At 54.1% G+C, this 22,053-nt stretch carries 16 protein-coding genes and 1 CRISPR repeat array (1 of these 17 cut by a window edge); of the genes, 9 read left to right on the top strand and 7 right to left on the bottom strand.

Translation table 11 applies throughout. The features are described from left to right. Window positions 1-634: a CRISPR direct-repeat array (repeat unit 28 nt; unit sequence GTTCACTGCCGTACAGGCAGCTTAGAAA) (it extends 1,076 nt beyond the left edge of the window). 334 nt (window positions 635-968) lie between these two features. The 6 genes from cas1f to cas6f all read left to right on the top strand — a co-directional run bounded on the left by cas1f (window position 969) and on the right by cas6f (window position 9,379). After that, complete coding sequence (gene cas1f, locus ACOTX3_RS01505; protein WP_058679281.1) at window positions 969-1,952, top strand: type I-F CRISPR-associated endonuclease Cas1f; 984 nt, start codon at window positions 969-971, stop codon at window positions 1,950-1,952. Then, complete coding sequence (gene cas3f / locus ACOTX3_RS01500; protein ID WP_127869015.1) at window positions 1,949-5,164, top strand: type I-F CRISPR-associated helicase Cas3f; 3,216 nt, start codon at window positions 1,949-1,951, stop codon at window positions 5,162-5,164. Before cas1f ends, cas3f begins: the two co-directional genes overlap by 4 nt. 395 nt (window positions 5,165-5,559) lie before the next feature. After that, on the top strand, window positions 5,560-6,870 hold the full coding sequence (gene csy1, locus ACOTX3_RS01495) for a type I-F CRISPR-associated protein Csy1 (RefSeq protein ID WP_127869016.1): 1,311 nt from the start codon (window positions 5,560-5,562) through the stop codon (window positions 6,868-6,870). Continuing rightward, window positions 6,867-7,802 (top strand): type I-F CRISPR-associated protein Csy2, encoded by a 936-nt coding sequence (gene csy2 / locus ACOTX3_RS01490; RefSeq protein WP_127869017.1) that lies wholly within the window; start codon window positions 6,867-6,869, stop codon window positions 7,800-7,802. The genes csy1 and csy2 overlap by 4 nt, the downstream gene beginning before the upstream one ends. A gap of 13 nt (window positions 7,803-7,815) precedes the next feature. Further along, window positions 7,816-8,814: a type I-F CRISPR-associated protein Csy3 gene (gene csy3, locus ACOTX3_RS01485; RefSeq protein WP_058679278.1), complete on the top strand. Its 999-nt coding sequence runs from the start codon at window positions 7,816-7,818 to the stop codon at window positions 8,812-8,814. 10 nt (window positions 8,815-8,824) lie between these two features. After that, window positions 8,825-9,379 carry a type I-F CRISPR-associated endoribonuclease Cas6/Csy4 gene (gene cas6f, locus ACOTX3_RS01480; RefSeq protein WP_058679277.1) on the top strand — a complete coding sequence of 185 codons (555 nt, stop codon included), beginning with the start codon at window positions 8,825-8,827 and terminating at the stop codon, window positions 9,377-9,379. 22 nt (window positions 9,380-9,401) lie between these two features. Here cas6f and ACOTX3_RS01475 read toward each other — a convergent pair whose 3' ends face one another. The 7 genes from ACOTX3_RS01475 to trxB all read right to left on the bottom strand — a co-directional run bounded on the left by ACOTX3_RS01475 (window position 9,402) and on the right by trxB (window position 16,443). Continuing rightward, window positions 9,402-9,875 carry an RES family NAD+ phosphorylase gene (locus ACOTX3_RS01475; RefSeq protein WP_058679276.1) on the bottom strand — a complete coding sequence of 158 codons (474 nt, stop codon included), beginning with the start codon at window positions 9,873-9,875 and terminating at the stop codon, window positions 9,402-9,404. Further along, on the bottom strand, window positions 9,872-10,315 hold the full coding sequence (gene parS, locus ACOTX3_RS01470; protein ID WP_038981400.1) for a type II toxin-antitoxin system Xre/ParS family antitoxin: 444 nt from the start codon (window positions 10,313-10,315) through the stop codon (window positions 9,872-9,874). The genes ACOTX3_RS01475 and parS overlap by 4 nt, the downstream gene beginning before the upstream one ends. Before the next feature lie 304 nt (window positions 10,316-10,619). Continuing rightward, window positions 10,620-10,838 (bottom strand): translation initiation factor IF-1, encoded by a 219-nt coding sequence (infA, locus tag ACOTX3_RS01465; RefSeq protein ID WP_002211347.1) that lies wholly within the window; start codon window positions 10,836-10,838, stop codon window positions 10,620-10,622. A 284-nt stretch (window positions 10,839-11,122) separates the two neighbouring features. After that, window positions 11,123-11,827: a leucyl/phenylalanyl-tRNA--protein transferase gene (gene aat / locus ACOTX3_RS01460; protein WP_013097324.1), complete on the bottom strand. Its 705-nt coding sequence runs from the start codon at window positions 11,825-11,827 to the stop codon at window positions 11,123-11,125. 45 nt (window positions 11,828-11,872) lie between these two features. Continuing rightward, on the bottom strand, window positions 11,873-13,594 hold the full coding sequence (cydC, locus tag ACOTX3_RS01455) for a heme ABC transporter ATP-binding protein/permease CydC (RefSeq protein ID WP_058679275.1): 1,722 nt from the start codon (window positions 13,592-13,594) through the stop codon (window positions 11,873-11,875). Then, complete coding sequence (cydD, locus tag ACOTX3_RS01450) at window positions 13,594-15,360, bottom strand: heme ABC transporter permease/ATP-binding protein CydD (RefSeq protein ID WP_013097322.1); 1,767 nt, start codon at window positions 15,358-15,360, stop codon at window positions 13,594-13,596. Before cydD ends, cydC begins: the two co-directional genes overlap by 1 nt. Before the next feature lie 114 nt (window positions 15,361-15,474). Beyond that, the gene (gene trxB / locus ACOTX3_RS01445) at window positions 15,475-16,443 is read right to left on the bottom strand and encodes a thioredoxin-disulfide reductase (protein ID WP_013097321.1); all 969 of its coding nucleotides are present in this window, start codon (window positions 16,441-16,443) and stop codon (window positions 15,475-15,477) included. Between the two features lie 544 nt (window positions 16,444-16,987). Between trxB and lrp the strand changes: the two genes are divergently transcribed. The 3 genes from lrp (at window position 16,988) to lolA (ending at window position 22,053) form a co-directional block, all read left to right on the top strand. Beyond that, window positions 16,988-17,482: a leucine-responsive transcriptional regulator Lrp gene (gene lrp / locus ACOTX3_RS01440; protein WP_000228469.1), complete on the top strand. Its 495-nt coding sequence runs from the start codon at window positions 16,988-16,990 to the stop codon at window positions 17,480-17,482. Between the two features lie 135 nt (window positions 17,483-17,617). Beyond that, window positions 17,618-21,313, top strand: coding sequence for a DNA translocase FtsK (locus tag ACOTX3_RS01435; RefSeq protein ID WP_127869018.1), 3,696 nt, complete (start codon window positions 17,618-17,620; stop codon window positions 21,311-21,313). Between the two features lie 128 nt (window positions 21,314-21,441). Next, entirely contained in the window at window positions 21,442-22,053 is a 612-nt protein-coding gene (gene lolA / locus ACOTX3_RS01430; RefSeq protein WP_013097319.1) for an outer membrane lipoprotein chaperone LolA, read from the top strand.

Raw genomic sequence — 22,053 nt, 5'->3', positions numbered from 1 at the left:
GACGAGGTTCACTGCCGTACAGGCAGCTTAGAAAGTTAGCGGATTCGGCGAGGGGTTACATGTTGCGTTCACTGCCGTACAGGCAGCTTAGAAAACATGCGCCGGTTGCGCGCCGCGGTACCCGACGTTCACTGCCGTACAGGCAGCTTAGAAATGTACGCCGTCATAACCGCCTGGAAGAGTGGCGTTCACTGCCGTACAGGCAGCTTAGAAAACCGCCCGCGCTGACACGAAGTACGGATTCACGTTCACTGCCGTACAGGCAGCTTAGAAAGTTCTCGCCGCGCGAGTGCAGCGCCTGACGGTGTTCACTGCAGTACAGGCAGCTTAGAAAAGCGGAAGCCAGTCGGGATAGTCGATAATTGGGTTCACTGCCGTACAGGCAGCTTAGAAATGATTCGTTCCAGTCATATACCACGTTCACTTGTTCACTGCCGTACAGGCAGCTTAGAAATCAGGGACTATCAAGACTTTGGCAATCAAGCTGTTCACTGCCGTACAGGCAGCTTAGAAATTAATTGCAGAGCGAAGCTTACGCGCCGCAGCGTTCACTGCCGTACAGGCAGCTTAGAAAGGGCAAAGACAGCTGCGCTAGCTCTGTGCGGAGTTCACTGCTGTGCAAGTAGCTTAGAAAAATGAACAACATCGACAAACAGGCGCTACACGGTTCACTGCCGCACAGGCAGTACAATTAAAACCAATCCTCTGAAAGATTCATCCCACCTATAAAAAGTTAATACTATCAACACCACACTCTCTATTTTTTTACAATAAATAAAAAATAATTCACGAACAAATTATATTCTGGCGAATATATTATTTGTAAAAATAATATTTCAATGCAAAAAAGTAATTCTTCGCTAAATTATCACTGCAATTACTATTCGTTTGATATCCATCACATTTGCTTGTGGCTTATTTTCGATAACATACCGCACATTCAACACATTGAAATAAAAGCCCTCGCCATGTCCGTCAACAGCATTACTCCAACAGATTTAAAAACTATTCTCCATTCTAAGCGCGCCAATATCTATTACCTGGAAAAATGTCGTATTCAGGTGAATGGTGGGCGCGTTGAATATGTCACTCAGGAAGGCAAAGAATCGTTTTACTGGAATATTCCCATCGCCAATACCACGGCAGTGATGCTGGGTATGGGAACATCCGTTACGCAAATGGCAATGCGGGAGTTCGCGCGAGCAGGCGTGATGGTTGGTTTTTGTGGAACGGACGGCACGCCGCTTTATTCCGCGAACGAGGTGGATATTGACGTCTCATGGCTCAGCCCGCAAAGCGAATACCGCCCGACGGGCTATTTACAAAACTGGGTCTCATTCTGGTTTGATGAGGAAAAACGTCTGCTGGCGGCAAAGCAGTTTCAGTTTATTCGTTTACAGCAAATAGAAAAACAGTGGGCAGGGCTGCGGATGCAGCGAGAAACGTCATTTCAGCCCGGTCGGGACGCGCTGGACACTATTCTGGAGCGTGCAAGGCGGGGTATGGAAAACGCGCAGGATCATACGTCGCTGATGCTCCAGGAAGCACAGCTCACAAAATCGCTCTACAAACTGGTAAACCAGACGGTGGGCTATGGCTGTTTTACCCGCGCCAAACGGGGCGGTGGTGCAGATATGGCGAACCGTTTTCTCGATCAGGGCAATTATCTGGCATACGGACTGGCTGCGGTTGCGGCATGGGTGACGGGCATTCCTCATGGTCTGGCGGTTATGCACGGTAAAACCCGTCGCGGTGGGCTGGTTTTTGATATTGCCGATTTAATAAAAGATGCCCTCGTTATGCCGCAGGCATTTATTGCGGCTATGGAAGGTGAGGATAATCAACAGTTTCGTCAGCGCTGCATTAACGCGTTTCAGCAGTCCGATGCGTTGGATGTGATGATCGCCACCTTGCAGGAAACCTCGCACTCGCTGGCGGGCGTCGCAAAATGAATGTGCTGATTATCTCTCGGTGTACCAAACGTGCGCGCGAGCAAAGCTGCCAGATTATCGATCAGTTCGCTGAGCGTACGGGTGACGCGGCGTGGCAGACGACGATGACGATGGAAGGCGCCATTACGCTGCGCAAGCTGCTGCGTAAAACGGCACGTCGTAACACCGCCGTGGCCTGCCACTGGCTGAAAAAAAACGGTCAAAGTGAACTGTTGTGGATTGTCGGGAATTTGCGTCGTTTTAACGCGCAAGGGCGCGTGCCAACAAACCGCACAACCCTGCAAATTATCCGGAACGACAGTGAACACCGCTGGCACAGCGCGGAAAGCATCGCCTTGCTGGCAGCGATTGCCGGGCTGTTTCATGATTTTGGTAAAGCGGGGATGTGCTTCCAGCAGACGCTTAAGGGTGAAAGTAAGCACATTTGCCAGCCGTATCGTCATGAGTGGATCTCGGTTCGTCTGTTCGAGGCGTTTGTAGGAAAACAAACCGATGAACAGTGGCTGGCTTCCATCACTCAGCTAAAAGCCGCTGACGAAAAGGCCATGTTGAAAGCGTTGAAGATGGACACAGACAAGAACTGCAGCCTTTTGGGGGAGCTCCCGCCTCTGGCTAAAGTGGTGGTATGGTTGATTTTGTCGCATCACCGTATGCCGCAGTCATATTCGACACGTCCTCAGATGATCTACTGCGAAGGCTGGTTTGAGAAACAGTTGAACGCAGACTGGAACTCGCTTAATCATAAATCTACCGAACAACATCAGTGGAAAGAGCGTGATTTTAATAATGTCTGGAAATTCCCCTACGGTACGCCGCTAAAAAGTAAAACCTGGCGCGAGAAGGCCCGACAGATTGGTAAACGTATCCGGAATCTGCCTGCGCTGCTTCACGCGGGAACGATGGATAATATCTTCACCCTCCATCTCGCCCGCCTGTCGCTAATGCTGGCCGATCACGTTTACTCCTCTCAACCAGCTTATTCCGGATGGCAGGATGATGCCATACAGGCGTGGGCTAACACTCACCACGGAACCGAACTTAACCAAAAACTTGATGAGCACAATGTTGGTGTCGCCCATCATGCGCTGTTGATGGGGCGCTCTCTTCCGGCGTTGCGACGCTCATTACCCGCCATCGCCCGGCATAAAACGTTTCGGGAAAGGGCGAAAGAAAAACGCTTTTCCTGGCAAAACGACGCGTGGGACGTTGCCTCTTCTCTACGCGAGAAGAGTGCTGAGCAGGGCTTTTTCGGCATCAATATGGCCTCGACCGGATGCGGTAAAACCTTTGCCAATACCCGAATTATGTACGCTCTGGCAGATGAGCAGGCAGGGTGTCGTTTCAGCGTGGCGCTGGGGTTACGCACGCTGACGCTGCAGACGGGTCAGGCTTTGCAGTCGCGCCTGAGGCTGGATGACGACACGCTGGCCGTGGTGACCGGTGCCGCAGCAGTGAAGGAGCTCTATCAGGGGAATGACGCCGAAGATACCAGTAGTGCCAGCGACGAAACGTTCTTCGCCAGCCATCACTACGTGCATTACGAAGGGGCAACCAGTAGCGGGATCGCTCAGCAGTGGCTGGCGAAAGAACCGGCGCTCAATCGCCTGGTCAGTGCTCCGGTGCTGGTGACAACCCTCGATCACCTGATGCCTGCAACGGAAGGGGTGCGCGGTGGCAAGCAGATCCCCGCTATGCTGCGCCTGCTTACCAGCGATCTGGTGCTTGATGAGCCTGATGATTTTGAGATTGACGATTTGCACGCCCTTTGTCGGCTGGTGAACTGGGCGGGAATGCTCGGCTCCCGCGTGCTGCTTTCCTCTGCAACGCTGCCCCCTTCATTAACGGAAGCGCTGTTTGAAGCCTATCGGGAAGGGCGGAGAGTCTGGCAGGCCGCGTGCGGTCAGTCGGACAGACCGATGAGTATCTGCTGCGCCTGGTTTGATGAGTATGGCGCGCAGCCGCAGGATGTGGCCGACGATGCTCAATTCCGTCAGGCACATGGCGATTTTGTCAGGCAGCGGATTAAACGTCTGCCAGACCAGCCCAGGCTTCGCCTGGGGAAACTGGCCGTCGTGAAGCCTCACTCGTCCTGTACTGCCGACGTTGTCTCTGCGCTGGCGCAGACGTTGCACCAGCAAACAATCGCGCTACACGGCGATCATCACAGCACGCATAAAAGCGGCAAAACCGTGTCATTTGGTCTGGTGAGGATGGCGAACATCAACCCACTGGTTGCCGTCGCGCAGGCGCTGATGGCATTACCTTCTCCGGACAATTACCGCATTCATTATTGCGTGTACCACAGCCAGCACCCGCTGGCTGTGCGTGCGGCAATTGAAAAACGACTCGATGCCGCGTTCACGCGGCACAAACCGGCGCTGGTCTGGCAGTTGCCGGAAGTTAAGCAGGCGCTGACGTCACCGGAACAGCACCATCTTTTTGTCGTGCTCGGCACATCCGTTCTGGAGGTTGGGCGCGATTTTGATGCCGACTGGGGAATTATCGAGCCGAGTTCGATGCGTTCTCTTATACAGTTTGCGGGGCGTATTCAGCGCCATCGCCAGATCGTTCCGGATACTGAAAACCTGGTGATTCTGGAACGCAACGTACGCGCGCTCCGTGGAGAAAAGGTGGCTTATTGTAAGCCAGGATTTGAAACCGAACACCATCTTCTGCCTCATCACGATCTCCATGAGCTGCTCAGTGAAGAGGGCTATCGCACACTAAATGCAATACCGCGCATCGTTGAAAATCTGCCCGGCAATGCACTGGCGACGCTGGAGCATGCCCGGTTGCGCGCCGCGCTGCTGGACGACGGCGATAAATCAGATGTGGTGGCCGCGTCGTGGTGGCGGCTGCCGCTGACGTGGAACGGTGAATTACAGCGGCGGACGCCGTTTCGCCGTGCTTCACCACAGGAAACTTTCTTTTTGAGTATGGAAGAGGAAGGCGATGAACCAGAGTTTTGCCTGATGCAGGAAAACGGGGTGTTAAAACCTGCGGGAGGATTTTGCGAACAGGCGTTATACATGGCAGACGGCGTAGAGCCGTGGATAGCAATTGATTATGCCGAGGTATTACAGGCGCTGGCGGATGAAAAGCAGATGGAGTTGGAGACGGTGTCATGTCGTTATGGAGAGATCACATTGAGAACAGGAAAGGAAGAAAAATGGCTGTACCGCCCAGTGTTAGGTGTGTTTCGCGCCCTCTGAAAGAGGGCGCGGACTGCTTGTACAGCAGTAAACATTTGAAGCGAATCGTTTTATAAGTACTTCTAAGCTGTCAGTACGACAGTTATATCAACAAGCTTAAAGAAGAATTTAGAAAAAATAAACTTCGTTAAATTTAAAGAGAAACTTTATATAAGTAGGTTTACTTTTTGTATTGTTAGTACTAAAAACCAAGCATACACTACCCATACAATTTGCAAGGGAATAATGTGATGCTTATCAAACTGATGCGTTTTTTGCTTCTGGTCGGGGTTTTTGCAGCAGTTACTTACTCTGGCTCGTTGTTTTGATGTGGAGCGCAACTACCATGTCCCCAACGATCCAAAAACATTATTAACAACGGATAAATGGAAAATTAACAAGGTCAGGAAGGTGTTATGTCAAGAAGCGTTGTTACTGCTTTCATTAGTGAGTACATTGCCGAACGACGGCAAACCAAGCTGGAAGCATTTGATAAAGAGGCCGCAAAACGCAGCGATATTGATAGCGCAACGCTTGCGGCAGAACGCCGGGAACTGGAGCTTCGCTATGAGCCGAAAGCATGGCTGACAGATGCCGCGAAGCGAGCCGGACAAATTAACCTCGTGACCCATGCGGCGAAGTTTACCCACGGGGATTCAAAAAGTAGCAGTATCTACAGCGAGGCAGTGGCCAAGGAAGGGTATCTCTGCACAGCGACGCTGTCAGTTCTGGAAACGGATGCGGTGGGTAACGCAGCTGCACTGGATGTCGCGAAACTGCTGCAAACAAGGGCTGAAGGCGGAGACTCCCTACTGGCAAGCCTGAAACGTGGCGACCACGCCGCGTTGGCTGCTTTTACCGATGACGCCAGTCAATTGAGCGAATGGATTGCCGGATTTTCCCGTGCGTTGACGCCCGGTGAACCCGCTTCGCACAAGCTGGCGAAACAGAATTATTTTCCGGTTGATGATGATTATCATCTGTTAAGCCCGCTGTTTGCCACCTCACTTGTTCACGCCCTGCATCAGAAAATGATTGCCTTCCGTTTTGGAGACGATGTTAAAGCCATCTGGAAAGCCAGGCGCGAGAAAACCTGGCATCCCACTCCGCTGATGTTATTCCCGGATTCAGCGGAAATACACTTCGGAGGCACTAAACCACAAAACATTTCCTATCTCAACAGCGTGCGTGGCGGACGTAGCTGGCTACTTTCCTGCCAGCCGCCGCAGTGGAAAAGGGCAGAAAAGCCGCCAACAAGTTTACGTTCTGTTTTCGCCTGGGGTGGGGAATTTGATCGTCGTGCGAAGAGCCACATTCAGCTGCTTGTTTCCTTGTTGACGAAAGCGGGTGATTACACCAATTTTCGTATTCGCGAAGCCCGCGATGGCTACATCAATATGATTATCGATCTCTTGTTCGAGATCGCATCTGACTTTCAACGTGAAACCGCGCAGAACTGGACGCGCAACTGTCCCGATCTGAAACCCCATCAACAGCTCTGGCTCGATCCCTGGCGTACAAAAACAGATGAAGCCTTTCGTCTTGAGCGAGAAAAAGACGACTGGCAGGACGCTGTGGCAGAAGATTTTTCCCTTTGGCTGAACGCACGTCTGCGCAAGTCGATGCCGGATTTAGGTGCTGTGGAAAAACGTGAATGGGAAACCCGCGAGCGCTTACGGGCCAACCTCCGTGAGATGGAAAAAATTATCCAGGAGGCGCTGAAATGAGTTCATTGATTTTGCTTCGCCGTGTGAGAGTTGAAAACGCCAACGCGGTTGCTGGCCTGACATGGGGTTTTCCAGCGATCACCCATTTCATGGGATTTTCTCATGCTTTATCGCGCAGGTTGACAGAAAAGCATGGGCTGCACATTGATGGCTGTGCTGTCGTGAGCCACGGACACCAGATCCACGCGCATACGTCTGGCCGCGATTATCAGTTCGCCCTGACCCGCAATCCTCTTACCCGTGAAGCGAAAACCGCCTCCTTTAATGAAGAGGGGCGTATGCATTTGACGGTTTCATTGCTGCTGGAGTGTCATGGGGAAATCCCAAACGGTGAATACGGGCAGCGCGACCTCGCCGAGTTTCTGTCTCAGATATGCCCGACGCTTCGACTGGCGGGGGGAATCATCGTCGATATCCAGAATATTTCGGTTATGGCGATGCCTGCCAGCGTTCGGGAAATGGGCCGATTACAGTGGCAATTGATGCCGGGCTTTGCCCTGCGCGACCGCAGCAGCTGGCTGGGCGAACATCATCAAACGCTTCTTGAAAACAATCCTGATGCCACGCTACTTGATGCCTGGCTCGATTTTGCTTCGCTGAAAATGCAGGCCGAAATGCCGGACGAGGGCGATATCCAGGAAGGCGATCCGGCCAGTTGGCATTACGTTCCCAAACCTAAACCCGGGTATCTGGTGCCATTAATGACCGGTTACCAGCGCATCTCTGAACTCTACGCACCCGGCGTCGTGGCAAATGCGCGGGATGCAGAAACACCGTTCGCGTTTACCGAAGCCGTATATGGCGTGGGCGAGTGGTGCGGTCTTCACCGGATTCGGTCATTAGAAGACATCTTCTGGCGCTATCGCACGACGGAAACAGGCTACTACTGTCAGGGTACGAGCGCGCCGGTGACATCTGAACCTCTAAATTAAAAAGGACTTATTTATGGCAAAGGCTCCAACTGCCGTTAAAACGGCATCTGTACTGGCATTTGAACGTAAACTGGCGACCTCGGATGCGGTGATGTATTCAGGATGCTGGGAAGGAGAAACCTGGCAACCGATTCGGATTCAGGAAAAAGCAGTACGCGGCACTATCTCTAACCGTCTAAAAAACGCGCTCACCAACGATCCGGCAAAACTGGATGCTGAGATCCAGAAAGCCAATCTCCAGCGGGTAGATGTGGCGGCACTGCCTGCGGACGCGGATACCTTACAGGTTAAATTTACCCTGCGCGTGTTGGGAAACTTATCGACTCCTTCTGTATGTAATGACCGCGCTTATCAGGAAGAACTCCAGCAGGCTATCGACGGCTACATACATGAACATGGTTTTGCCGAACTGGCGCGTCGTTACGCCAATAACCTGGCGAATGGTCGTTTTTTATGGCGTAACCGCGTTGGTGCAGAAAAAATCGTTGTGAAAGTGACAGGCAGCCAGTCGTGGACGTTTGATGCGTACAGTTATGCGCTGCGTGATTTTACCGCCCGTGACAAGAGCCTCACAGAACTCGCTCAGGAAATAGAAAAGGGGCTCAGTGGAAAAGGATTTGTTCTGCTCAACGTAGAGGCGCAGGTTTTGCTTGGCGCAGGGCAGGAGATCTTCCCGTCGCAGGAGTTAGTACTGGACAGCAACAACAGCAAGAGCCGTCTGCTTTATCAGGTGGATGAAGTCGCTGGCATCCACTCGCAGAAAATCGGTAATGCGATTCGAACTATCGATACCTGGCATCCTAAAGTGGACGAACTTGGTGCGATAGCCGTTGAACCCTATGGATCTGTCACCAGCCGCGGGGTGGCGTGTCGTCAGCCGAAAGAGAAAATGGATTTCTACACGCTTCTCGATAATTGGGTCACCAAAGGCCAGAAGCCGGATGTGGATCAGCAACATTACGTGATGGCCGTATTGATCCGTGGTGGTGTCTTCGGCGAGAAGAGCGAGTAAGGAGCTGTTTATGGATCACTATCTTGAGATCCGTGTGTTGCCAGATCCCGAATTCAGTGAAGAGATGCTAATGGCCGCGCTGGTGGCAAAACTGCATCGCGCATTGGGTCAGAGAGGGCAGGGCGATATTGGTATTAGTTTCCCTGCGTATGCTGTAAAACCTGGCGCTATTCTGCGTTTGCATGGCCACCGGCAGGCACTCAATGAGCTTGAGCGACTGGCCTGGAGAAAAGGGCTGAGTGATTACTGCGACTGTACGGAGATTAAGAATGTGCCAGAGGTAAATCACTGGCGTTGCGTCAGCCGGGTACAGGTCAAAAGTAGTGCGCAGCGGCTCATGCGACGTTCGGTGAAGAAGGGATGGTTAACTGAAGAGGAAGCGCAGCAGCGTATGTTGACGATGGCAGAGGCAAGGACTGATTTGCCGTGGCTTAATTTGCGTAGTCTCTCTACGGGTCAATCGTTCAGGCTGTTTATCCGTCATGGTGATTTGCTCTCCGCACCCGTTACGGGAGTATTTTCCACCTACGGGCTAAGCGCTACAGCCACGATCCCCTGGTTTTGAAACGTGACCACCGCATTCGTTCTCAGGATGCGGTTTTTTCTGCTAGCCGGTTATCAAAGCTAAAAGGGAGTTGCTGGACGGTCTCCAGTCTCTGATGAAAATCGGGATGCAGTGGATTAAGTATGGCGTTATTTTCATAAGGAATGATGCAGGACGGTAGAATAAGCGCCAGCGCGCTGCTGGACTGGAGCCAACCGGTTCCCAGATCCATTGTCGACATCGGTGCAGGATCCTCCTGCCAGTCTTCGGGTAGCCATGCTTTATCCAGATACTCAATTTGCTCTTCCGGGATATCAATGCTGAAAAGCTGGTATTGGTTTAACACGGTATCTTTTTTAACGTGAACCAGAATTTCAAGTGATGCCAGCGAGATGGATGTAGAGACGTATACCGCCGGGTGTCCTTTGTGATTCCAGCGGCCGCCATACTGGTTTGCGCCGCCTCCACTCCACGCTTCGCTGGCATATCGTCCTGTCACCAGACGATAAAAAATCATGCGAATACTCCATGTTCCAGGCGACCAATCAAATCGGTCACTTCCAGTGCACCGGTTTCTGTTGCAATCAAATCGACAGGCGCAACATTTCCGAGTCCACGGACTGGTGATTGTAGCCAGTTCCATGCATCATCTTTACTGCCAAAATAATCAACGGCAGCATCCAGAACGCGTACGAAGCGCGCCACGCGCTCACTTTCATCGGGGGTCAATGTACGACCCGCACTTTTACGACGCGCGACATTGCGCTCGTTTATCCCGGTGACGCGCAAAATGTCTGCTTTTGACATCGCCGTCCATTCATGAATGTTGTCGAGTACGCTAACGGGTAGACCCTGACTAAGAAGCTCAATCAGCTGCATACCTCGATTTGCAGGTAAACCGGCATAGCGCCAAAGTGCGTTATCAGCAGGCTTCTGCGCAGGAACCCATGTTCTCATTTTGACCTCCTGATATGTCATTTGTCATGATCTAGTATAGTCAGTTGTCTGGTAATGCGAAATGAATATGTTCTGCACAAAGAAAGATAGGGTCAGCCAGATTCTGACCTTAACTGGCGGCGCTACGCTTGCACAGGCCTACAATGAGTTAGGTAATTTATTGACATCGACGTAGGCTGGGTAAGCGCAGCGCCACCCGGCAGGAAAGGCGGTTGTATAAAAGAGGGTAGGGTTTTTCATAAATTTAAGGCCGGGAATCTCCCGGCCTTATTAAATATTCATCTGCCATTACAGGCGAAAACAATTAGCGACTACGGAAGACAATGCGGCCTTTGCTCAGGTCGTACGGGGTCAGTTCAACAGTCACTTTGTCGCCCGTCAAAATGCGGATATAGTTTTTGCGCATTTTACCGGAGATGTGCGCAGTTACCACGTGACCGTTTTCCAGCTCTACGCGAAACATGGTGTTAGGCAACGTATCAAGTACGGTACCCTGCATTTCAATATTGTCTTCTTTGGCCATCTAATCCTCTGGGGTATCACTACCAAGTTTTGAACCGGCAAGATAATGCCGAAATTCATCAATTAAGTAAAGAATTGCGCGTTTAAAACGCAGCAAAACAGTTTCGGCGCATTGCCCAAGCGTCACGGTACAACCGAACGGAAAGCGCATTCGTAAAGGGGATACAACAGGATAAACGTCAGGACGTTATCTGAAGCGAAGGTCCCAAACGGCGGCGGGGCAACAGGCAGAAGCTACTCTGCGGCATAATTATAACACCCTCATAAAAAATATGCGGAAAACATTTAGACATTGGGCATAAAGAGTGTCCGCGGTACCCAAAAATCGCGCGGCAGCTTCTCCTGACGGCAGTTATCCAGGTGCTCAATGTAGTGGCGGCGGGAGATTTCAACCGCACCGAGGGAGGCGGTATGCTCGTTCAGAACCTGACAATCCAGCAGCTGCCCGCCGCGCTGAGCAAACTCCTGGCAGAAAACCAGCAGGGCCGTTTTCGAGGCGTTTACCGCCCGGGAGAACATCGACTCACCGCAGAACAACGTCCCCTGCGCGACGCCGTACATACCGCCAACAAGCTCGCCACCCTCCCACACCTCAATGGAGTGGGCGTAGCCAAGCTCGTGCAGTTGATGATAGGCAGTGATGATATCCCGGGTGATCCATGTCCCCTCATGACGGTCTTCCGCACACCCTTCTATCACCTGACCGAAGGCGTGATTCAATGTGACCCGGTACGGTGATTTTGCATGGAAACGCTTCATGCTGCGGCTCAGGTGAAACTGCGTGGGCCAGAGCACGGCGCGCGGATCGGGAGACCACCATAAAATAGGGTCGCCAGGTGAAAACCACGGGAATATGCCGCGCTGGTAGGCCATCAGCAGCCGGGCAGGGCTGAGATCGCCGCCAAGTGCCAGCAGCCCATTGGGTTCACGCAGCGCTCCCTCTGGCGACGGGAACGCAATGTTATGACGAGAAAGCTGGACCAGGCGCATGACAGCAAAACTCCAGTACGCGAGTGAGGACGCTACAAATATAGTCTACAGACGCTGTTTAAACTGGTAGTAGCGACCCTGTTTCGTCAACAGCTCTGCGTGACTACCTTGCTCAATAATGTGTCCGTTGTCCATCACAATTATCCGATCAAAATTTGCCAGTCCACGCAGGCGGTGTGTCACCATCAGGACGGTTTTACCGGCCATAACATTCGCAAGTAAATCAAGGATCTGGCTTTCAGTTGTCGCATCAAGCCCTTCTGTGGGCTCGTCGAGCAACATCAGCGGCGCATCATGCAGCAGCGCGCGCGCAATCGCCAGACGACGCAGCTCACCGCCAGAGAGTTGACGACCGCCTTCACCCAGCCAGCTGTTCAGGCCATCGTCTTCAAGCAGCTTATGCAGCCCGACCTGCTCCAGCATGGCGCGGAGTACGTCATCAGTGGCCTCCGGTGCAGCCAGCAGCAGGTTATCGCGCAGCGTGGCGCTGAAGAGATGAACGCGCTGTGGAACCACGCTGACGGTTTTGCGCAGCGCCTGTTCGCTGAAGTCTGCCAGCGGAGTTCCGTTAAACTGAATCTGACCTTGCTGTGGATCCCAGGCTCGCGTTAACAACTGCAAAAGCGTGGATTTGCCGCAGCCGGTACGGCCGAGGATCGCAATCCGCTGACCCGCATCCACAGTGAGGCTGATGCCTTCCAGCGCATTCTGTGCCTGCTTGTCATAGGCGAAGGTGACGTTATTGAGCGTCAGGGCAACCTGCTCAGGCGTGGCCGTTTGCTCTGCGGTGAACTTCACCTCTGGATCCTGCTCCGCAATCTCCGTGATGCGCAGGGCGGAGGCGATGACCTGGCCGAGATGCTGGAAGGCACCCGTCACCGGCGCCAGCGCTTCAAAGGCCGCCAGAGCACAGAATACGAACAAGGCAATCAGAGGGCCCGGCTGTGCGTTATTGCCAACGCCACCGGACGCCATCCAGAGCATGGCGATGACTGCGACACCCCCGATTAACATCATAAGCGCCTGAGAGAACGCGGTAAGCTCAGACTGACGGCGCTGGGCTTCATGCCAGTTCAGTTCTGTATTCTCCATTCGCGCACGGTAGCGCTCGCTGGCGCCAAATATCGTCAGTTCGGCCTGCCCCTGTAACCAGGAGGTGAGCTGCTGGCGGTACTCCCCGCGCAGACGCGTCAGGTTCTCTCCGGTGGATTTACCCGCGCGGTAAAATAGCGGCGGCAGGATAATGAGCGTCAAAAGCATGATCCCGCCCAGCGTCAGCGCAACAGCGACATCCAGCACCGACAGACCCAGCGTGACCACCACAATCACCACAAACGCGCCGACTATCGGGGAAATCACGCGCAGGTAGAGGTGATCCAGGGTGTCGACATCCGCAACCACACGGTTGAGCAATTCCCCCTGACGAAAACGCGCCAGTCCGGCAGGGGAGAGGGGCAGCAGTTTACTGAAGGTGTAAATGCGCAGATGTTGCAGCACGCGGAATGTCGCGTCATGGCTGACCAGTCGCTCGAAGTACCTTCCTGCCGTACGGGTAATGGCAGTGCCGCGGACGCCCGCCGCCGGAAGCATGTAGTTGAAGTTGTAGAGCCCGGCAACCCCCGCCACGGCAGAGGCAGACAAGAACCAGCCGGAAAGCGTAAGCAGGCCGATGCTGGCGAGCAGGGTCACAATGGCCAGCACGATGCCCAGCGTCAGCATCCATTTGTGGCGTTTATAGAGCGCGAGATAGGGAAGCAGGGCACGCATCAGATGTCCTCCTGACGATTCGCCAGCAGGGCAGCGAAGGGGCCCTGCGCGGTAACGAGAGAGGCGTAATCGCCTTGCTCAACAATACGACCGTTTTCCATGACCCAGATCTGGTCCCAGTCGGCAATGCCTTCCAGCTGATGAGTGACCATCAGGGTGGTTTGCTGCCGCGAGGCGGCGTTCAGGGCCGCCATCACGCGCTGTTCACTGTGCGCATCCAGGCTGGCCGCCGGCTCGTCCAGCAGCATTAACTGGCATGGATTAAGCAACGCGCGGGCGACCGCCACGCGTTGCGCCTGGCCCACAGATAACCCGGCAGACTGATCGCCGACAACGGTATCGACGCCATGCGGAAGCAGCGGCAGAAACTCGCTGACCCAGGCGCGGTCGAGAACAGATTGCAACTCGTCTTCACGTGCATCCGGGCGAGCCAGCAGGACGTTTTCCCGCAGCGTCGGGGCTGGCAGCTGCGGGTTTTGCCCCACCCAACTGAGCTGTTTTCGCCAGGCGTTCGGATCGAGATCGCGCAGTTCGGTTTTGTTGATGCGCAGTGAGCCGGTATAAGCCATAAAACCGGATAACGCATTAATCAGCGAGCTTTTCCCTGAACCACTGGTCCCTACCAGCACCACCCGTTGCCCGGCGGGTAAGGTAAAGTTCAGTGGGCCAGCCAGCACTTTCCCTTCCGGTGACAGGATAGAGAAATCACGTGCTTCAATGGTCACGGGTTCATTGGCGTTCAGCGTTACCTCTCCCCGCTCCGGATGCGCCAGCGGCGTCTCCAGGAACGTTTTCAGGCTGTCAGCCGCGCCAACGGCCTGCGCTTTGGCATGGTAGAAGGTGCCAAGATCGCGAAGCGGCTGGAAAAATTCCGGAGCCAGAATAAGCGCCAGGAAACCGGCCGACAGCGTTACCGCCGTGCCGTAGTGACCAAAATCCAGCGCGCCGAGATACGAGAAACCAAAATAGACCGCCACGAGGGCGATAGAGAGCGAGGTAAAGAATTCCAGTACGCCAGACGACAGAAACGCCAGACGTAACACTTCCATCGTGCGCTGACGGAAATCCTGCGACGCCAGGCGAATGTTTTCCGTTTCGGCTTCACCCCGGCCAAAAATGCGTAACGTCTCCATCCCGCGCAGACGATCAAGGAAATGGCCACTCAGGCGACCCAACGCAAGGAAGTTACGGCGGTTAGCATCGGCTGCTCCCATCCCCACCATCGCCATAAACAGGGGGATCAGCGGGGCGGTACCCAGCAGGATCAGCGCTGCCACCCAGTTGACAGGGAAAATGGTTATCACAATCAGCAGCGGGACGCAGACGGCCAGCGCCATCTGCGGAAGGTAGCGGGCGTAGTAGTCGTGCATATCGTCAATCTGTTCAAGAATTAACGTTGCCCAGCTTCCGGCTGGTTTTCCCTGGATCCATGCGGGCCCGGCTTCCTGAAGACGATCAAGCACCTGTCGGCGAATTTCGTAGCGAATATGCTGCCCCGCATGAAAACCAACGCGTTCGCGCAGCCAGACGACCCAGGCGCGCAGAATGAAAACCAGGATCAGGACGATGAAGGGCAGCAGAAGCGCTTCACGCGGAATGTTCTCCATGATCATATGATTGAGAATGCGGGCCAGCAGCCATGCCTGGGCAACAATCAACAGACCACTGATCAGTCCCAGAAGACGGGAAATCATGAGCCAGCGGCGGGAAAGAACGCTCTGCTGTTTTAGCCAGCGTGTTAACTCTTGTTGACGGGTTTTTTCCATTGCGTGCTTTGCAGGTGATGTTATTAGAAAGTGGGCAGCGCAATGTTACAACGAGGAGACAATAAAGGCGACTTATCGCCGCCTTTATTTACGTTTGTTACTGACTTGTAAAGATTATTTACCTTGTTCAGCCAGCCCATCAAGGTAGCGTTCAGCGTCCAGCGCGGCCATGCAACCGGTGCCTGCGGAGGTGATCGCCTGACGGTAAATGTGGTCCATGACGTCACCAGCAGCGAACACACCCGGGATGCTGGTCTGGGTCGCGTTGCCGTGAATACCGGACTGCACTTTGATGTAGCCGTTTTCCAGCTCCAGTTGCCCCTCGAAGATTGCCGTGTTCGGGCTGTGACCGATAGCCACAAACAGGCCCGCCACTTCCAGCGTTTCGACGTTATCGGTGTTCTGGGTATCACGAATACGCAGACCGGCAACGCCCATCTGATCGCCCGTCACTTCTTCCAGCGTACGGTTGGTGTGCAGCACAATGTTGCCGCTCGCCACTTTATCCATCAGACGTTTGATCAGGATCTTCTCGGCGCGGAAGGTGTCGCGACGGTGGATCAGGTGCACTTCAGAAGCGATGTTCGCCAGATAGAGCGCCTCTTCTACGGCAGTGTTGCCGCCGCCGATGACCGCGACTTTCTGGTTGCGATAGAAGAAACCGTCGCAGGTTGCGCAGGCAGAAACACCGCGACCTTTGAACGCCTCTTCTGACGGCAGGCCAAGGTAGCGGGCAGAAGCGCCCGTTGCGATGATCAGCGCATCGCAGGTGTACTCGCCGCTGTCGCCCGTCAGGCGGAACGGACGGTTCTGCAAATCGACCTTGTTAATATGGTCGAACAGAATTTCGGTTTCGAATTTAGCCGCATGCTCGTGCATACGCTCCATCAGCAGCGGCCCGGTCAGGTCGTTAGGGTCGCCTGGCCAGTTTTCCACTTCAGTGGTGGTGGTCAGCTGACCGCCTTTTTCCATACCGGTAATCAAAACCGGTTGCAGGTTAGCGCGTGCAGCATAGACCGCCGCGGTATATCCCGCAGGTCCAGAACCAAGAATTAGCAGCTTACTGTGTTTGGCCGTGCCCATGAGATCCCCATTGTTGTTGGCAGACAGTTGGCTGGATTGTAGGGAATTTGTTGCCGTAAAAAAAGAGCACAGCAATGTTGATCTCAATCTGTACGATAGGCGATGACGATAAATTGAGCGCTATAACATCAGGCTTACTTCTTAAATTCGCTTGTTTATAAGGCAATAAAATGAGGATTAATACCCCACCGAAATGAATATCCGGCATGTTGTACTAAAAATCGATGTTTTGCTTTGACAATCCCCTGCGCTTTTGCGAAAACATTCAAGGAAGAAAAAAAACCGCGTTAACCGTGTGCCGCATAGGCATGCATGTAAATGCCATTTTTACCGGGTCAGTGAAATCTACGCATGGCGTGGACAGACGCCATACGTGATGTCGGTGACTGCCTTCGGGCAACGGTCTTCTTACCAACAGAACCCGAATCCGCATCGCGTCTAATAGATAACCAGGCGATGTGATGACTAACGGGTACAGGCTCTGAACAGTGATGTGCACAGGGTCCAGGCAGGAGTAGGGAAGGAATACAGAGAGACAATAATAATGGTAGATAGCAAGAAGCGCCCTGGCAAAGATCTCGACCGTATCGATCGTAACATTCTTAATGAATTGCAAAAGGATGGGCGTATTTCCAACGTCGAGCTTTCAAAACGTGTGGGACTTTCCCCGACGCCGTGCCTTGAGCGTGTGCGCCGACTGGAAAGACAGGGTTTTATTCAGGGCTATACGGCTCTGCTGAACCCGCATTATCTGGATGCCTCACTTCTGGTATTTGTTGAGATTACTCTGAATCGTGGTGCACCGGATGTGTTTGAGCAATTTAACGCCGCTGTACAAAAACTTGAAGAAATTCAAGAGTGTCATCTGGTTTCTGGCGATTTCGACTACCTGTTGAAAACCCGCGTACCAGATATGTCCGCCTACCGTAAGCTGCTGGGTGAAACCCTGCTGCGTCTGCCAGGCGTGAACGACACCCGTACCTATGTGGTGATGGAAGAGGTCAAACAGAGCAATCGTCTGGTTATTAAGACGCGCTAACACGGAACAGGTGCAAAATCAGTGTAGTTTGATTACACTCCTGTTAATCCATACAGCAACAGTGCCGGGGTGTCCCGGCGCTGTTGTCCGTTTTAGCAAACAGGCAGGATATGCCTGATACCTGGAGAGCCTTTCTTGAGCCAGGAATACACTGAAGACAAAGAAGTCACATTATCGAAGCTAAGCAGCGGACGTCGGCTCCTTGAGGCGTTGCTGATTGTTATTGCCCTTTTTGCCGTCTGGCTGATGGCAGCCTTACTCAGTTTCAACCCCTCAGATCCCAGCTGGTCACAAACTGCATGGCATGAGCCTATCCATAATTTAGGCGGCGTTCCCGGTGCCTGGCTTGCGGACACCCTGTTTTTCATTTTCGGTGTGATGGCCTATACCATTCCCGTCATTATTATTGGCGGATGCTGGTTTGCCTGGCGCCATCGTCAGAACGACGACTACATCGACTATTTCGCGGTTTCGCTGCGCCTGATAGGCGCGCTGGCGTTGATCCTCACCTCCTGCGGGCTGGCAGCCATCAACGCCGATGACATCTGGTATTTCGCCTCTGGCGGGGTCATCGGTAGCCTGCTGAGCTCTGCGTTGCAGCCTATGCTTCACAGCAGAGGTGGTACCCTGGCATTGCTGTGTATCTGGGCGGCAGGATTAACGCTGTTCACCGGCTGGTCGTGGGTGAGCATTGCCGAGAAGATCGGCAGTTTTGTCCTCACTATTCTGACCTTTGCCAGCAACCGTACCCGTCGTGACGACACATGGGTCGATGAAGACGAATATGAAGATGAGTACGAAGAGGAAGACGATGCGCCCGTACAGCGTCGTGAATCTCGTCGTGCACGTATTTTGCGTGGAGCACTGGCACGCCGTCAGCGCGTCGCCGAGAAATTTGCCAACCCGCTGGGCCGTAAAACCGATGCGGCGCTCTTCTCCGGTAAACGCATGGACGAAGACGATCATGTTGAGTACCGTTCAGCCGGTGCCGCCGTCGATCCTGATGATGTGCTTTTCTCTGGCAGTCGCGCCATGCCGGGCGATTTTGATGAATACGATCCACTGCTAAACGGTCACTCTGTTACCGCACCGGTTGCCGCCGCGCCAGCCGCGACCACGGCGGCGCAGGCTTATGCAGCACCAGCGGAAGCCGTTATGCCGTCTGCGTCGGTTCCCGCTCCCGAGTCCGCTATTCAACAGCCTCAGGTAGAGTGGCAAACGGCGCCTGGCGTTCATACGCCAGAGCCGGTTATCGCACCAGAGCCAGAAAGCTATGCGCCGGTCCAGCAGGAACCGTGGCAGCAACCTTATCAGCCTGAGCCCGTTCATGAGCCGCAGGGGTACCCGTACGACGAGCAGCCCGTCGCGCAACCGTATCAGGAGTATGTCCCTGAGCCTGTTCCGCCTGCTGAGCCTTACGTCGCGCCTCAACCAGAACCTGAGGTGGTGGAAGAGGTCAAACCGTCTCGTCCGCCAATGTACTATTTCGAAGAGGTTGAAGAGCGCCGTGCCCGTGAGCGCGAGCAACTGGCAGCATGGTATCAGCCTGTTCCCGAGCCGGTGCAAGAGCCTGTTGTGAATACACCTTCTGTCTCCGCACCGCCGGTTACTTCAACCCCTGCGGTTGCACCAGTGGCAGAGAGCGTGAAACAAGCTACAGCAGCCGCTTCGGCTGCGGCGCCGGTCTTTAGCCTGGCGACAGGTGGAACACCACGTCCTCAGGTAAAAGAGGGGATTGGCCCGCAGTTGCCGCGTCCTAACCGCGTGCGTGTGCCAACCCGCCGCGAGCTGGCATCCTATGGCATTAAGCTGCCTTCTCAGCGTATGGCTGAGGAGAAAGCCCGTGAATCTGATTACGACGATGATGCAGATGAAATGCAGCAGGACGAACTGGCGCGTCAGTTCGCCGCACAGCAGCATCAGCGCTATGGCGAGGAGTATCAGCACGATCATCCTGCTCAGGCGGACGATGATGATGCAGCAGAGGCAGAATTAGCACGCCAGTTTGCGGCCACCCAGCAGCAACGCTATTCAGGTGAGCAACCTGCTGGTGCGAACCCGTTCTCGCTGTCGGATTTCGAATTCTCACCGATGAAAGATCTGGTGGATGATGGTCCGAGCGAACCGCTGTTCACGCCGAGCGTCATGCCGGAAGCCGAGCCGGTGCGTCAGCAGCCGGCCCCTGCGCCACAGGCTTACGCCCAGCCGCAGCAGCCTGCGCCACAATCTTATGCGCAGCCACAGCAGCCACAGCAGCCACGGTTCCAGCAGCCTCAGGCACAGCCGCAGGAAAGTCTCATTCATCCGCTGCTGATGCGTAACGGTGACAGTCGTCCGTTGCAACGTCCGAGCACGCCTCTGCCGTCGCTGGATCTGTTAACGCCGCCGCCAGCAGAAGTTGAGCCGGTCGATACCTTCGCGCTGGAGCAAATGGCCCGTCTGGTAGAAGCGCGTCTGGCTGACTTCCGCATTAAAGCGGACGTGGTCAACTACTCTCCAGGCCCTGTCATTACCCGTTTCGAACTCAACCTGGCGCCTGGCGTTAAAGCCGCGCGTATTTCAAACCTGTCCCGCGACCTGGCGCGTTCTCTGTCGACCGTTGCGGTTCGTGTGGTTGAAGTCATACCTGGTAAACCTTATGTCGGTCTTGAGTTGCCGAACAAAAAACGTCAGACCGTTTACCTGCGTGAAGTGCTGGACAACACCAAATTCCGCGACAACCCTTCACCACTGACCGTGGTGCTGGGTAAAGATATCGCGGGTGAGCCGGTGGTAGCCGATCTGGCGAAAATGCCTCACCTGCTGGTCGCGGGTACAACCGGTTCCGGTAAGTCGGTGGGTGTGAACGCCATGATCCTCAGCATGCTCTACAAAGCGCAGCCGGAAGATGTCCGTTTCATCATGATCGATCCGAAAATGCTGGAACTGTCGGTCTATGAGGGGATCCCGCATCTGCTGACGGAAGTTGTGACCGACATGAAAGACGCGGCCAACGCTCTGCGCTGGAGCGTCAACGAGATGGAGCGCCGTTACAAGCTGATGTCGGCTCTGGGCGTGCGTAACCTTGCCGGATATAACGAGAAAATCGCCGAGGCGGCGCGGATGGGTCGTCCAATTCCCGATCCATACTGGAAACCGGGCGATAGCATGGATGCCCAACATCCGGTGCTGGAAAAACTGCCTTACATCGTCGTGCTGGTGGATGAGTTCGCCGACCTGATGATGACCGTCGGTAAGAAAGTGGAAGAGCTGATTGCCCGTCTGGCACAGAAAGCGCGTGCGGCCGGTATTCACCTCGTCCTGGCGACGCAGCGTCCTTCTGTGGACGTCATTACGGGTCTGATTAAAGCCAACATTCCGACCCGTATCGCCTTTACCGTATCAAGCAAAATTGACTCGCGTACCATCCTTGATCAGGGCGGTGCTGAATCGCTGCTGGGGATGGGGGATATGCTCTACTCCGGCCCGAACTCCACCTCTCCGGTGCGCGTTCACGGCGCATTCGTTCGCGACCAGGAAGTGCATGCCGTGGTGCAGGACTGGAAAGCGCGCGGTCGTCCACAATACGTTGACGGCATTACCTCCGACAGCGAAAGCGAAGGCGGCGGCGGTGGCTTTGACGGCGGCGAAGAGCTGGATCCGTTATTCGACCAGGCGGTTAATTTTGTTACCGAAAAACGCAAAGCGTCGATCTCCGGCGTTCAGCGTCAGTTCCGTATTGGCTACAACCGCGCGGCGCGCATCATTGAGCAGATGGAAGCTCAGGGCATTGTCAGTGAGCAGGGGCATAACGGTAACCGTGAGGTGCTGGCTCCGCCGCCGTTTGATTGATCTTCAGCGTGTGCAAAGAAGGGTAAATCAGCCAAATTTAAGCATTTTCTTCTGTCACCTGCCTGCGGGCAGGTCCAGAATAGAAAACGGAAACCCCATTTCGGGATGACGTATTTTAAGGAACAACAATGAAAAAAATCGCAATCGCCTGTGCATTACTCACCAGTTTTGTCGCCAGCAGCGTCTGGGCTGATGCGGCCAGCGACCTTAAAAGCCGCCTGGATAAAGTGAGCAGCTTCCACGCCAGCTTCACGCAAAAAGTGACTGACGGCAGCGGTAATGCGGTGCAGGAAGGCCAGGGCGATCTGTGGGTAAAACGCCCAAATCTTTTCAACTGGCACATGACTCAGCCGGATGAGAGCATCCTGGTCTCTGACGGCAAAACCCTGTGGTTCTTCAACCCGTTTGTTGAGCAGGCAACCGCCACCTGGCTGAAAGATGCGACCAGCAACACGCCCTTTATGCTGATTGCCCGTAACCAGGCCAGCGACTGGCAGCAGTATAATATTAAACAGAACGGTGATGAGTTTGTCCTGACGCCAAAAGGCAGCAACGGCAACCTGAAGCAGTTCACCATCAATGTAAGCACCAACGGTACCATCAATCAGTTCGGCGCCGTTGAGCAGGACGATCAGCGCAGCAGCTATCAGCTCAAATCACAGCAAAATGGCGCTGTCGATGCATCTAAATTTACCTTTACCCCGCCGCAGGGCGTAACGGTGGACGACCAACGTAAGTAA

Origin of the sequence: Enterobacter cloacae complex sp. IR5384, from assembly GCF_049237265.1 — a bacterium.
Classification (GTDB): Bacteria; Pseudomonadota; Gammaproteobacteria; order Enterobacterales; family Enterobacteriaceae; genus Enterobacter; species Enterobacter cloacae.
The sequence above is the reverse complement of the archived record's forward strand: the minus strand, read 5'-3'. Positions and strand labels throughout refer to the sequence as shown.